At 39.5% G+C, this 13,931-nt stretch carries 11 protein-coding genes; all 11 read left to right on the forward strand.

Annotated features, from left to right (window positions below):
- The first annotated feature begins 270 nt into the window (after window positions 1-270).
- Complete coding sequence (locus M1F63_RS03225; RefSeq protein WP_247940700.1) at window positions 271-2,049, forward strand: phosphotransferase; 1,779 nt, start codon at window positions 271-273, stop codon at window positions 2,047-2,049.
- Window position 2,050: 1 nt separating this feature from the next.
- The gene (locus tag M1F63_RS03230; protein WP_000859104.1) at window positions 2,051-2,236 is read left to right on the forward strand and encodes a hypothetical protein; all 186 of its coding nucleotides are present in this window, start codon (window positions 2,051-2,053) and stop codon (window positions 2,234-2,236) included.
- Window position 2,237: 1 nt separating this feature from the next.
- The gene (locus M1F63_RS03235; RefSeq protein ID WP_000041468.1) at window positions 2,238-3,665 is read left to right on the forward strand and encodes a cytosine permease; all 1,428 of its coding nucleotides are present in this window, start codon (window positions 2,238-2,240) and stop codon (window positions 3,663-3,665) included.
- 152 nt (window positions 3,666-3,817) lie between these two features.
- On the forward strand, window positions 3,818-4,474 hold the full coding sequence (locus M1F63_RS03240) for a CBS domain-containing protein (RefSeq protein WP_247940701.1): 657 nt from the start codon (window positions 3,818-3,820) through the stop codon (window positions 4,472-4,474).
- 110 nt (window positions 4,475-4,584) lie between these two features.
- Window positions 4,585-5,680, forward strand: a protein-coding gene (gene prfB / locus M1F63_RS03245; RefSeq protein ID WP_239682731.1) for a peptide chain release factor 2 whose coding sequence is annotated in 2 segments (ribosomal slippage) — window positions 4,585-4,656 and window positions 4,658-5,680 — 1,095 coding nt in all. Because the reading frame shifts where the segments join, the coding sequence is not laid out codon by codon here.
- A gap of 17 nt (window positions 5,681-5,697) precedes the next feature.
- Window positions 5,698-6,390: a cell division ATP-binding protein FtsE gene (gene ftsE, locus M1F63_RS03250; RefSeq protein WP_000022275.1), complete on the forward strand. Its 693-nt coding sequence runs from the start codon at window positions 5,698-5,700 to the stop codon at window positions 6,388-6,390.
- Complete coding sequence (gene ftsX / locus M1F63_RS03255) at window positions 6,383-7,309, forward strand: permease-like cell division protein FtsX (RefSeq protein ID WP_000625556.1); 927 nt, start codon at window positions 6,383-6,385, stop codon at window positions 7,307-7,309. Before ftsE ends, ftsX begins: the two co-directional genes overlap by 8 nt.
- A 219-nt stretch (window positions 7,310-7,528) precedes the next feature.
- Window positions 7,529-9,715, forward strand: a complete 2,187-nt coding sequence (locus M1F63_RS03260) for a PTS transporter subunit IIBC (RefSeq protein WP_247940702.1) — start codon at window positions 7,529-7,531, stop codon at window positions 9,713-9,715.
- A gap of 51 nt (window positions 9,716-9,766) precedes the next feature.
- Window positions 9,767-10,582: an endonuclease/exonuclease/phosphatase family protein gene (locus M1F63_RS03265; protein WP_049504946.1), complete on the forward strand. Its 816-nt coding sequence runs from the start codon at window positions 9,767-9,769 to the stop codon at window positions 10,580-10,582.
- Between the two features lie 131 nt (window positions 10,583-10,713).
- A complete protein-coding gene (locus M1F63_RS03270; RefSeq protein ID WP_247940703.1) occupies window positions 10,714-12,057 on the forward strand; it encodes a DEAD/DEAH box helicase in 1,344 nt (447 codons plus the stop codon).
- Between the two features lie 241 nt (window positions 12,058-12,298).
- Window positions 12,299-13,678: a VWA domain-containing protein gene (locus tag M1F63_RS03275; RefSeq protein ID WP_247940704.1), complete on the forward strand. Its 1,380-nt coding sequence runs from the start codon at window positions 12,299-12,301 to the stop codon at window positions 13,676-13,678.
- Window positions 13,679-13,931 lie beyond the last annotated feature (253 nt).

The raw sequence follows: 13,931 nt of genomic DNA on the forward strand, positions 1-13,931 counted from the left end.
GCGGATAAGGATTACGTAAGTAATCATCCAATTCAGTGGATTGTTTTAGTCGGCGGATAAGGATTGCAGCCAAGCGACACCCAATACGACTACTTATCAAAAATATAAAATATTTCAGGGCTCCAGAATAAGGAGCTCTTTTATTTATATGTTTTTTGAGAAAAGGGAAAAAGACCTTAATTTTTACTAATTGTTTCCCTATTTGAATTGACAGTCCTTTTTGTTCATATTATAATATGAGTAAGAAAAAATTGAACAGGAGGACTGAGAATGGTAACAGAAAAACAATTTAAACTTTTGCGTTTTATGTTGATACATAAAGAAAAGACATTTACTCAGCGACAGTTAGCTGAAGAGTTAGACCTATCTTTAGGAACAATCAACACATTATTGAAAAAACTGAAAGAAGAGAAGTGGCTTGATGAGGAACTTCACTTAACTGAACTAGGCCAGAAAGTTTTAGAACCCTATCGAGTAGAAAATGCTATTATAATGGCTGCTGGCATGAGTAGTCGTTTTGCTCCTTTGTCTTATGAGATTCCTAAAGGATTGCTTCAAGTCAAGGGGGAACGCTTGATAGAGAGGGAAATCAGACAGCTGCAAGAAGCAGGAATAGAAGATATAACCGTTATTGTAGGCTACTTACAAGAAAAAATGTTCTATCTTGCAGAGAAGTTTGGTATAAAAATTGTAGTGAATAATGATTACTACAAATACAATAACTGCTCATCTCTTATGTTGGTTAAAGATCAACTTTCCAACACTTATATTTGTTCATCGGATAATTATTTTGTGGAAAATCCGTTTGAGCAATATATTTATAGAGGTTATTACTCGACGATATTTGCAGAAGGTCAAACGGACGAATATTGTGCGATAGAGGATTCGAATCACACCATCATTGATATCCAGATTGGTGGAGAAAATACTTGGGCCATGGTGGGGCACGTTTATTTTGACCGTGTATTTAGCGAGAAATTTAAGGAAATTTTAGAAACCGAGTTTAAGCACGAACCTTATCGTGAACAGCTTTGGGAGGACTACTATAGTCGGCATGTCAAGGAACTCCTTTTAGAAGCTCGTCACTATTCAGCGGATATTGTTAAAGAATTTGATTCACTAGATGAACTCCGTCAATTTGATGAACGTTATTTGGTAAATGCAGACTCAGCTATTATCGATAATATCTGTAAGACATTAAAGTGTGTGGCTTCAGATATTGTCAATATCAAACCTCTAAAAGATGGGTTAACCAACACATCATTTTCATTTGACTGTCTAGGAAAAAGATATGTTTACCGTCATCCGGGCAGGGGAACGGAAAATTATATCGACCGAGCTAGTGAAGCAGCTTCTATGGAAATTGCTGCAAAATTAAAGATTGACCGTACCTTCGTAGCCATGAACAAGGATGAGGGCTGGAAAATTTCAGAATTTATTCCCAATGCTAAGCAACTGGATTATGATAATTGGGATGATGTGGCACAAGCAATGGACCTCTTGAGACGGTTACACCAATCTGGAGAAAAAACGGAACATTCCTTTGACCAATTTGAGGGAATTGATGATTTTAGAGAAAAATTGAAGGCTAGAAATCGATTTGAGTTTGATGGTCTCGAGGAACTGGATAAAACTGTTTCACTTCTCAAAAATTATTTACAGAATGATCCCAAACAGGTTGTCCTTTGTCATGGAGATTCCTATAGTCCTAATTTCTTGTTGAATGAAGCAGGCGAAATGAGCTTGATTGATTGGGAATATTCTGGAATGGGAGAGCCAGCAGGAGATTTGGGCACCTTTATCGCGTGTTCCAATTATACCGTAGAGGATGCTGAAAAAGTACTGGAATTGTATTTGCAAGAAGTACCAGATAAGAAAACCAAACGTCACTATTTGGCTTATGTAGCAGTAACCTCATATTATTGGTTCTTGTGGGCTTTGTTCCAGGAGAGTGTCGGAAAACCAGTTGGTGAATTTCTCTACATCTGGTATCGCTATACCAAACAATATGGACAACTAGCTCTTGATTTGTATTTGGAGGAAAACTAAGATGAAAACGACATCCGAAATTGAAGAATTAGTAGCAACTGAAACAAAGAGAAGATTGGAAGAAATGGAGTCACCAAACTATGAGTTTGTTCAACCCTTTCTAAAAAGTGATTTCATTTTAATCATCTCCATAGTCCTAATCAACCTTGTTTTGATTATCTTAGCAATGACGGGAGGAATTCAATAACATGTCTAAAATGAATGACTATATCCAACAAGAAACCATAACTGGAATTGTTCCCATGACCAATAAGGATCGTCAGTATTCTTTCTGGGATCTCTTTCTATCGACAAGTGGTTTTGCCATTGCTACTTGGTGTTATACCCAAGGAGCCTATGTAGCTCAATACTTGACCTTTAATCAAATGTTGATAAATATTTTTAGCTTTAACATTATCTGGGTTTTTATTGAATGTCTTCCTATTTTGTTTGCGGTTAAGTATGGAATTGATTTGTGGATTTGGTTGAGAGCTGTTCTAGGAAAAAGAGGTGTAGCCCTGTTATCAACCATTATTAGCTTGGCTAACTTTGGATGGTATGCTGTTGCGGCCAATCTTTTTGCCAGTTCCATGATTCATTTGGCAAATAATTTTGGTCTTGGTTTGGACAAGGGAATATGGGCGCCTATTCTTGGTACCCTCTGTGTTCTTCTTGGGACTCTCATTGCTCTTGGAGGCCCAGAAGTGATTAAATGGACCAATCGCTTCTTGGTTATCGCCTTATTGATTGTTGGTCTCATTATCGTTGGAATCTGCTTTGTCGCCGTTCCTATAACGGATATTATGAATATCCAACCAGCCACTCAAGGAGATTTGACGCCATTAGAACGCTTCATGCTCTCTGGAGAAGGCAATGTTGCCTTTGCTTTCTCTTGGTCTACACAGGCATTGGTTTTACCGCGTTTAGCAAAATCAGAACGCAGTGGTTATTGGGCTACAGCTTTATCATACGGAGTTGTGGCTCCATTCTTCGTTGCGACAGGTGGAGTCATGGCTCTAGCCATGTTTGTCAAAACAGGTGTTTATGAAAGTGATCCAACAACCATGCTATCAACTTTAAGCACCCCAGCCTTTGCTCTCTTAAGTCTACTACTAGTAGCCTTTGCCAATATTGGAACCCAGGGGACAGGATCATACGTGAACTGTATGATTGTCAAAAGCGGGATGCCAAAAGTAAGCTATAAACTAATGGTTTGGATTGCCATGGTTTACGTGAGTCTACTCACTATCTGGGGAGGAGTAGAAGAGTATTTCGGATCCTTCATCTCCCTAGCCGCCTATATTCAGGGGCCAATTATTGGTATGATTGTTGTCGACTATTTTATCTTAAGAAAACGAAAACTCGACTTGCGTTCAGCCTATTTCCTTGAAGGGCATGACGCCTACGAGTTTACTAAAGGATTTAACTTAGTTGGCTTGTCTTGCGTATTTATCTCCTTATTGGTAGCGGTACTTTTTGTCTACAACCCTGTAACTGCACAAATTCAAAGTCCAATATTTTTAATCACAACTGGTAGCGGATTTACTGCGCTATTTGGTGGTCTACTATACTGGCTAGCTAGTCTTAGCCCACTGAAACGTTATATGATAAAAGATCGAGATACTGTTACGATTTAAGAAGAGAGGGGACTACGGTTCCCTCTTAATTTATACTGGCATTTTATGCAAATTTCTCAGATTATTCAAAATCTTGAAAAAGAGATGAAAGCGTTTGATAGATTTTCTAAGAAAGTGTATAATAAAAGTAGCAATATAGAAGGAGAAGTCTCATGGCAGTTAAAGATTTCATGACCCGTAAGGTAGTTTATATCAGTCCAGATACGACTGTAGCACACGCAGCAGATTTGATGCGCGAGCAAGGTTTGCACCGTTTACCTGTTATCGAAAACGATCAATTAGTTGGATTGGTAACAGAAGGAACCATTGCGGAAGCCAGCCCATCTAAAGCAACCAGTCTCTCTATCTATGAGATGAATTATCTTCTGAATAAAACCAAAGTAAAAGATGTAATGATTCGAGATGTCGTGACGGTTTCTGGCTATGCTAGTCTAGAAGATGCGACCTACCTGATGCTGAAAAATAAAATTGGGATATTACCAGTCGTAGACAATCATCAGGTCTACGGTGTCATTACAGACCGCGATGTTTTTCAGGCTTTCTTGGAAATCGCCGGATACGGAGAAGAGGGGATTCGTGTTCGTTTCATTACAGAAAATAAAGTCGGAGTACTGGGGAAAATTGTAGCTTTAATTGTAGAAGAGGATTTAAATATTTCCCATACTGTAAACATTCCACGTAAGGATGGCAAGGTCGTCATCGAAGTTCAAATTGATGGAAAAATCGATTTGACTGCATTAAAGGATAAGTTTGAAAAAGAAGGAATTCAAGTGGAGGAAATCACTCATACCTCTGCCAAAGTCCTTTAAACAAGAGGCTTTAGAGCCTCTTTTCTTCTGCCATCAAAAGCGGTGAAAAGCAAAATATGGAAAGAAATGAGAGATTATGGTATAATAAAACGATATGAAAAGGAGTATCTATGGACATTTCAGAAATTCGTCAAAAAATTGATGCAAATCGTGAAAAATTATCTTCTTTTAGGGGGTCTCTTTGACCTCGAAGGCTTAGAGGAAGAGATTGCCATCTTGGAAAACAAGATGACCGAACCTGATTTTTGGAACGATAATATCGCGGCCCAAAAAACGTCGCAAGAATTAAATGAATTAAAAAACACTTACAACACCTTCCGTAAAATGGAAGAGTTGCAGGATGAAGTTGAGATTTTATTGGACTTTTTAGCAGAAGACGAGTCAGTCCATGATGAACTGGTCGAACAGTTGACAGAACTGGATAAGATGATGACCAGCTATGAGATGACCCTTCTCTTGTCAGAACCTTATGACCATAATAATGCAATCTTGGAAATCCATCCAGGATCTGGTGGTACTGAGGCACAGGACTGGGGCGATATGTTGCTTCGTATGTATACTCGTTATGGAAATGCCAAAGGCTTTAAAGTAGAAGTCTTGGATTACCAGGCTGGTGATGAAGCGGGTATCAAATCTGTGACCTTGTCTTTTGAAGGACCCAATGCATACGGCCTACTTAAATCAGAAATGGGTGTTCACCGTTTGGTCCGTATTTCGCCATTTGATTCTGCCAAACGCCGCCATACTTCATTTACATCCGTAGAGGTTATGCCTGAGTTGGATGATACCATCGAAGTGGAGATTCGTGAAGATGATATCAAAATGGATACCTTCCGTTCAGGTGGTGCTGGTGGACAGAACGTCAATAAGGTTTCAACAGGTGTGCGTTTGACACACATTCCTACGGGAACTGTCGTCCAATCAACGGTCGATCGTACCCAGTATGGAAATAGAGATCGTGCCATGAAGATGTTGCAGGCTAAGCTCTATCAAATGGAGCAAGAAAAGAAAGCTGCGGAAGTTGATTCCCTTAAAGGTGAGAAAAAAGAAATCACATGGGGAAGCCAAATCCGTTCTTATGTTTTCACGCCTTATACTATGGTAAAAGATCACCGTACAAGCTTTGAAGTTGCTCAGGTAGATAAGGTGATGGATGGAGACCTTGATGGTTTTATCGATGCCTACCTCAAGTGGCGAATCAGCTAAGATAGAAAGGAACTCATATGTCAATCATTGAAATGAGAGATGTTGTCAAAAAGTATGACAATGGAACGACTGCCCTGCGTGGTGTATCTGTTACCATTGAACCAGGAGAGTTTGCCTATATCGTAGGACCTTCTGGGGCAGGTAAGTCAACCTTTATTCGAGCTTTATACCGAGAAGTAAAGATCGAAAAAGGAAGCCTAACAGTTGCAGGCTTTAATTTAGTTAAAATTAAGAAGAAAGATGTCCCACTGCTACGTCGTAGTGTCGGGGTAGTCTTTCAGGATTACAAACTCTTGCCTAAGAAGACTGTTTATGAGAATATTGCCTATGCAATGGAAGTAATCGGTGAGAGCCGTCGCAACATCAAAAAACGTGTTATGGAAGTGTTGGACCTGGTTGGTTTGAAACATAAGGTTCGCTCTTTCCCTAATGAACTCTCAGGTGGAGAGCAGCAACGGATTGCGATTGCTCGCGCGATTGTCAACAATCCTAAGGTATTGATTGCCGATGAGCCGACAGGAAACTTGGACCCAGACAATTCTTGGGAAATTATGAATCTGTTGGAACGCATCAATCTCCAAGGTACTACTGTCTTGATGGCAACCCACAATAGCCAGATTGTAAATACCTTGCGCCACCGTGTCATTGCCATTGAAAATGGCCGTGTCGTTCGTGACGAAGCTAAAGGAGAATATGGATACGATGATTAGTAGATTTTTTCGCCATTTATTTGAATCATTAAAAAGTTTAAAACGAAATGGCTGGATGACAGTAGCAGCAGTGAGTTCGGTTATGATTACCTTAACACTCGTTGCCCTGTTTGCATCTGTAATTTTTAATACAGCAAAACTGGCTACCGATATTGAAAACAACGTTCGGGTCATGGTTTACATTCGTAAGGATGTAGCTGATAACAGTGAAACGATTGAAAAAGAAGGTCAGACAGTTACCAATAATGACTACCACAAGGTTTATGATGCTTTGAAAGCTATGCCTGCTGTTAAGAGTGTTACCTTCTCAAGTAAAGAAGAACAGTACGAAAAACTAACGGAAACAATGGGTGACGATTGGAAGGTCTTTGAAGGGGATGCAAACCCTCTCTATGATGCCTATATCGTCGATACAAATTCTCCGAGTGATGTTAAAACGGTAGCTGAAGAAGCTAAGAAAATTGAGGGAGTATCAGAGGTTCAAGATGGTGGAGCCAACACTCAACGACTTTTTGAACTAGCTTCCTTTATCCGTGTTTGGGGATTGGTTATTGCAGGGCTCTTGATTTTTATTGCAGTCTTCCTCATTTCCAATACCATTCGTATCACTATTATTTCACGTAGTCGTGAGATTCAGATCATGCGTCTTGTAGGAGCGAAAAATGGCTATATCCGTGGTCCATTCTTGCTAGAAGGTGCTTTTATTGGCTTGCTTGGTGCAGCAATTCCTTCAGTCCTTGTATTCTTTGTTTACAATATGGTTTATCAATCGGTCAATAAATCCTTGGTAGGTCAAAACTTGTCAATGATTACGCCAGATGTGTTTATCCCTTTGATGACAGTCCTATTATTTATAATCGGAATTTTCATTGGTTCAATTGGCTCAGGGATTTCCATGCGTCGATTCTTGAAGATCTAGTTGGATTTAAATGCAAATTGCAGAACAAATCAGAAAAATAATACATATTTAAAAGAGAAGTTTTCGTAAACTTCTCTTTTTCTTTTTTAAAAATTAAAAAAAATAGACAATTTTTTTATAAAAGCCTTTACAAAAAAAATAAAAGTGGTATAATTAATACATAACCAAATGCAAACGTTTTCGTAAAACGTTTGCCTAAATAAAATAAAGGAGATTTGAATGATGAAAGCTACATTCAAAAATGTCTTGTCTTTCGAATTTTGGCAAAAATTCGGTAAGGCTTTAATGGTGGTTATCGCCGTTATGCCAGCGGCGGGATTGATGATCTCAATCGGTAAATCAATCGTGATGATCGACCCAAACCTTGCTCCTCTAGTGATTACAGGTGGAATCCTTGAGCAAATTGGTTGGGGGGTTATCGGTAACCTTCACATCTTGTTTGCCCTTGCTATTGGGGGAAGCTGGGCAAAAGAACGTGCAGGTGGTGCATTTGCAGCCGGACTTGCCTTTATCTTGATTAACCGTATCACAGGTACTATCTTCGGTGTTACAGGTGATATGTTGAAAAACCCTGAAGCAATGGTTACTACCTTCTTTGGTGGTTCAATCAAGGTTGCTGACTACTTTATCAGCGTTCTTGAGGCACCAGCGCTTAACATGGGGGTTTTCGTAGGGATTATCTCTGGTTTTGTTGGGGCAACAGCTTATAACAAATACTACAACTTCCGTAAACTTCCTGATGCCCTTTCATTCTTCAATGGTAAACGTTTCGTACCATTCGTCGTTATTCTTCGTTCAACTATTGCTGCAATTCTACTTGCTGCCTTTTGGCCAGTAGTTCAAACAGGTATCAACAACTTTGGTATTTGGATTGCTAACTCACAAGAAACTGCTCCAGTCCTTGCACCATTCTTGTATGGTACTTTGGAACGTTTGCTCTTGCCATTCGGTCTTCACCACATGTTGACTATCCCAATGAACTACACAGCTCTTGGTGGAACATACGAAGTGTTAACCGGTGCAGCAAAAGGAACACAAGTATTTGGTCAAGATCCACTTTGGCTTGCTTGGGTAACGGACCTTGTTAACCTTAAAGGTTCAAATGCTGACCAATACCAACACCTTCTTACAACAGTCACTCCAGCTCGTTTCAAAGTTGGACAAATGATTGGTTCATTTGGTATCTTGATGGGTGTCATCGTTGCTATCTACCGCAATGTTGATGCTGACAAGAAACACCAATACAAGGGTATGATGATTGCGACAGCCCTTGCAACATTCTTGACAGGGGTTACTGAACCTATCGAGTATATGTTCATGTTCATCGCAACACCGCTTTACCTTGTTTATTCAGTAGTTCAAGGTGCTGCCTTTGCTATGGCAGATATTGTTCACCTTCGTGTCCACTCATTCGGTTCAATTGAATTCTTGACTCGTACACCATTGGCAATTAATGCTGGTATTGGTATGGATATCGTTAACTTTATCTGGGTAACTGTTCTCTTTGCGGTTATCATGTACTTCATTGCCAACTTCATGATCAAGAAATTCAACTACGCAACTCCAGGACGTAACGGAAACTACGAAACAGCTGAAGGAGCATCAGAAGAAGCAACTCCTGGAACTCCAAAAGTTGCAGCAGCTTCTCAAGCCGTAAATATCATTAACCTTCTTGGTGGTCGTGCAAATATCGTAGATGTGGATGCATGTATGACTCGTCTTCGTGTAACTGTTAAAGACGCAGATCGCGTTGGTACTGAGGAACAATGGAAAGCAGAAGGAGCTATGGGTCTTGTCATGAAAGGACAAGGTGTCCAAGCTATCTACGGACCAAAAGCTGACGTATTGAAATCTGATATCCAAGATATCCTTGACTCAGGGGAAGTAATTCCTGAAACTCTTCCAAGTCAAATGACAGAAACTCAACAAAATACTGTACATTACAAGGGTGTAACTGAGGATGTTTACTCAGTAGCTGACGGTCAAGTTGTTGCCTTGGAACAAGTGGAAGATCCAGTTTTCGCTCAAAAAATGATGGGTGATGGATTTGCAGTAGAACCAACAAATGGTAACATTGTATCACCAGTTACTGGTACTGTATCAAGTATCTTCCCAACAAAACACGCTCTTGGTCTTGTCACTGACTCAGGTCTCGAAGTTCTTGTTCATATTGGTTTAGATACAGTAAGTCTTGAAGGAAAACCATTTACTGTTCATGTCTCTGAAGGACAAAAAGTGGTCGCTGGTGACCTTCTTGTCACAGCTGACTTGGATGCTATTCGAGAAGCAGGACGCAAAACATCAACAGTGGTTGTCTTCACAAATGGTGATGTCCTCAAATCAGTTAAATTAGAACAAACAGGTTCTCTTGCAGCTAAAACAGCAGTTGCTAAAGTAGAATTGTAATATACTTGGGGTTGGAAGCTGTTTTCCAACCTCTTGTTTTAGGAGAAAAGCATGAAATTTCTAACACTCAATACCCACAGTTGGATGGAGAAGGAAGCGGAGGAAAAATTCCAAATCTTACTCCAAGACATTCTTGATAAGGATTATGATTTGATTTGTTTCCAAGAAATCAATCAAGAAATGACTTCGCCTGAGGGAGAGGTTAACAATCACTATCAAGCTTTACCATCAGCAGAACCCATTCATCAGGATCACTATGTCCGACTTCTGGTCGAAAAATTGGCTGAGAAAGGGAAAAACTACTACTGGACTTGGGCTTATAATCATATTGGTTATGACCGTTACCATGAAGGCGTAGCTATCTTATCTAAAACACCGATTAAAGCCAGAGAAATTTTAGTTTCGGATGTAGATGATCCAACAGACTATCATACTCGCCGCGTTGCCTTGGCTGAGACAGAGGTTGAAGGTAAGGAACTTGCTCTTGCAAGCGTTCATCTCTCTTGGTGGGATAAAGGTTTCCAAGAAGAATGGGCACGATTTGAGGCTGTACTAAAAGAGTTGAACAAACCTCTAATTTTAGCGGGTGATTTTAATAATCCAGCTGGTCAGGAAGGCTATCAAGCGATTTTAGCTAGCCCATTAGGATTACAAGACGCGTTTGAAGTTGCGAAAGAAAGAAGTGGTAGCTATACCGTTCCACCAGAAATTGATGGCTGGAAAGGCAATACCGAGCCACTACGAATCGACTACGTCTTTACGACCAAAGAGTTGGAAGTAGAGAGTTTACAAGTAGTTTTTGATGGTCAAAATAGTCCACAAGTCAGTGATCACTATGGTTTGAATGCTGTATTGACCTGGAAATAATGAAAGAGGTTGGAATCAGAGGTTCCAACCTTTTATGCTATTCGAATCTATACTACAGGACTGAGACTCAAATGGGACTACTGCAATAGGACAAAATATGGTATAATTGAAAGAATAGAATCGAGGATAGTATGTCATTTAAGAAATTTCAATTTAAAAATTATATAGTAGAAGCCTTGGAGGAGTTGAAGTTTACGACTCCTACCGAAGTTCAGGAAAAGTTGATTCCTATTGTCTTGGCGGGTCGTGACTTGGTGGGCGAGTCAAAAACAGGTTCAGGAAAAACCCACACTTTCTTACTACCCATTTTTCAGCAATTAGATGAAACCAGCGATAGTGTGCAAGCAGTCATTACTGCACCAAGTCGTGAGTTGGCCACTCAAATCTACCAAGCAGCTCGTCAGATTGCAGCTCACTCAGATGTTGAAGTTCGTGTAGTTAATTATGTAGGTGGTACGGATAAGGCGCGTCAGATTGAAAAACTTGCCAGCAACCAACCACATATCGTTATCGGAACACCGGGTCGTATCTATGACTTGGTCAAATCTGGTGATTTGGCTATTCACAAGGCCAAGACCTTTGTAGTTGATGAAGCCGATATGACCTTGGATATGGGATTCTTGGAAACCGTTGATAAGATTGCAGGGAGCCTTCCAAAAGACTTACAGTTCATGGTCTTTTCAGCGACTATTCCTCAAAAATTGCAACCGTTCTTGAAAAAATACTTGTCAAATCCTGTCATGGAAAAAATCAAGACTAAGACAGTTATCTCAGATACCATTGATAACTGGTTGATTTCGACCAAGGGCCACGACAAGAATGCTCAAATTTATCAGTTGACTCAGCTGATGCAGCCTTATTTAGCAATGATTTTTGTTAACACCAAAACGCGTGCTGATGAATTGCATTCTTACTTGACTGCTCAAGGCTTGAAGGTGGCAAAGATTCATGGAGATATTGCCCCTCGTGAACGTAAGCGGATCATGAATCAGGTGAAAAATCTGGATTTTGAGTACATTGTCGCAACAGACTTGGCAGCGCGTGGGATTGACATTGAAGGTGTTAGTCATGTTATCAATGATGCCATTCCGCAAGACTTGTCCTTCTTTGTTCACCGTGTTGGACGAACTGGGCGCAACGGACTGCCTGGTACGGCTATTACCCTTTACCAGCCTAGTGATGACTCGGATATCCGTGAGTTGGAAAAATTAGGGATCAAGTTTACTCCTAAGATGGTCAAAGACGGAGAGTTTCAAGATACCTATGACCGTGATCGTCGTGCTAATCGTGAAAAGAAGCAGGATAAGCTTGATATTGAAATGATTGGCTTGGTTAAAAAGAAAAAGAAAAAAGTCAAACCTGGCTATAAGAAGAAGATTCAATGGGCGGTGGATGAAAAACGTCGCAAAACCAAGCGTGCTGAAAATCGCGCACGTGGCCGTGCAGAGCGAAAAGCCAAACGCCAAACATTTTAAAAACTCAGTAGAATCACCTGATTCTACTGAGTTTTTATTTCCTGAACTATTCAAAGTAGCCAATAATTATATATTCAAAATAATTTGATTAATAAAACAGTAATTGCTTTAAAACTTGTTTTTAGTCCAATATTTTATTGAAATCGTAAGGAAAAAATTGAAAACTATACAATTTTGTGTTATCATATTATAAAACAATCGGATTATATAATATGATCCGTGAAAAGAAAAGGGGACTTCTATGGATAAATCATTTATGAAACAACAACGTTTTTCATTCCGTAAAATGAAAGTTGGGTTGGCTTCTGTAGCAATTTTGTTTGCTTTTGCTCAGGTCGGTCAAGTGTCTGCAGATGAAACAACAAAACCGGCATCTACTTCAACTGAAACAGTAAAGAAAACTGAAGCAAGTAAATCGGCAGTCGAAACTGCTGTAGCAGAAATCAAAGCTGACGAGGCAAAACCAGTCGTTAACAAATCAGAAGCAAAACCTGGAGAACTTGTTGATGTTTCTAAGAAGGTTTCACCTATTGACGTGAAAGAACGCCAAGAAGGTGATCAAAAGATTCATGAAGAAACTGCAACAGTCGAAGTCACAAAGACAGAAGTGGCACCTGTAAAAAGCGAAGAACTTCCTGCTCCAAAGACTGAAAAAACTGAGAGTACAGTGAGCGGGAAAGATGAAGATGGAAATTCTTATACCCAATATGAACGTGTTGATAAAACAACTACAGTCGAAATCAAGGAAGCGACAAAAACGATTTCAAAATCTAAATCAGCCGATATCGTTTTTGTTGTTGACCGTTCGCTCTCAATGCAGACTGTTATTGATACTGTCCGAGATAATGTTAATGAGTTTGTTAATAATCTCTCGAAAGATGGTCTGGTAGCACGCTTTGGTTTAGCAACATTTAGCGATGAGGTTTATGGGCGTAATTTTAGAAAAACAAATGAAGGTACAATTCTAACAAAATTTGGTGGTTCTTATTTCACATCTGATCCAGCTGAACTAAAAAAAGCACTCGCTGCAATTGAGCTTGCTCATGGAGGAGATTCTGAGGAAACGTCAACACCTGCACTAAATCAAATTGTTTCGACATATGATTGGTCTAAGTCACCTAATAACAAAAAGTTTGCGGTTCTATTATCAGATAATCCAATTAAACAAGATTCATCAGTTCCAAAAATTGCAGATACAGTTGCAACATTAACTGCAAATGGTATTGAGAGAATTGTAGTAACGTCTAGCATATTTAAAAAAGACTACAAAGGTTTTACTAATGATGATAGAATTCTGGATTACAGTAAGAAATTTGGAGATACCTTGACTAAAGATGTGGCATCTTTGATTGTTGAAACTGTGACTGAAGGACACAATTACAAGGTAACGAAAGATAATTACCAATTTTACTTAGAACGTCGTACAACACTACCTATTGCTCAGACAGGAAGTGCGACTCCAACTACAACAGTTCCAGTAGCTACAGCTTATAAAAAAGAAGTGGCGAAACTCCCTGATACAGGAAGTAATGATACAGCGAACTATGGTATTGTGGGACTTGGCCTCCTAATGGCTGGACTTGGCTTAACTGTAAGCAATAGAAAATCAAAGGAACAGTAAGCCTAACTGGAAGATTGTTTGTAAGAACATTGTGAGGAAAAAGCAGACAAAAAAATAGGTAGTTTGTAAACGAAGTATGCAGATAAGCATAGGTATGATCTTCTGTATTATGGAGTACAAGCTAAATTTTTATGCCGAGAAAAGAGCCGTAAGGTTCTTTTTTTGATTTAGAGAAAATACTGCAAAAAAAAGTAAAAAGTGGTATAATGATAAGGTTATATAGTCCCGATAAGGTGGTAGGTATTCATTACTA

It is taken from the genome of Streptococcus oralis, assembly GCF_023109155.1.
Lineage (GTDB): Bacteria > Bacillota > Bacilli > Lactobacillales > Streptococcaceae > Streptococcus > Streptococcus oralis_BZ.

Bases quoted from the DNA above. Each gene is read 5' to 3' on its own strand.
- ftsE (WP_000022275.1), top strand. From the start codon at position 5,698: ATGTCAATCATTGAAATGAGAGATGTTGTCAAAAAGTATGACAATGGA.
- ftsX (WP_000625556.1), top strand. From the start codon at position 6,383: ATGATTAGTAGATTTTTTCGCCATTTATTTGAATCATTAAAAAGTTTA.
- M1F63_RS03235 (WP_000041468.1), top strand. From the start codon at position 2,238: ATGTCTAAAATGAATGACTATATCCAACAAGAAACCATAACTGGAATT.
- M1F63_RS03265 (WP_049504946.1), top strand. From the start codon at position 9,767: ATGAAATTTCTAACACTCAATACCCACAGTTGGATGGAGAAGGAAGCG.
- M1F63_RS03230 (WP_000859104.1), top strand. From the start codon at position 2,051: ATGAAAACGACATCCGAAATTGAAGAATTAGTAGCAACTGAAACAAAG.
- M1F63_RS03260 (WP_247940702.1), top strand. From the start codon at position 7,529: ATGATGAAAGCTACATTCAAAAATGTCTTGTCTTTCGAATTTTGGCAA.
- M1F63_RS03225 (WP_247940700.1), top strand. From the start codon at position 271: ATGGTAACAGAAAAACAATTTAAACTTTTGCGTTTTATGTTGATACAT.
- M1F63_RS03270 (WP_247940703.1), top strand. From the start codon at position 10,714: ATGTCATTTAAGAAATTTCAATTTAAAAATTATATAGTAGAAGCCTTG.
- M1F63_RS03240 (WP_247940701.1), top strand. From the start codon at position 3,818: ATGGCAGTTAAAGATTTCATGACCCGTAAGGTAGTTTATATCAGTCCA.
- M1F63_RS03275 (WP_247940704.1), top strand. From the start codon at position 12,299: ATGGATAAATCATTTATGAAACAACAACGTTTTTCATTCCGTAAAATG.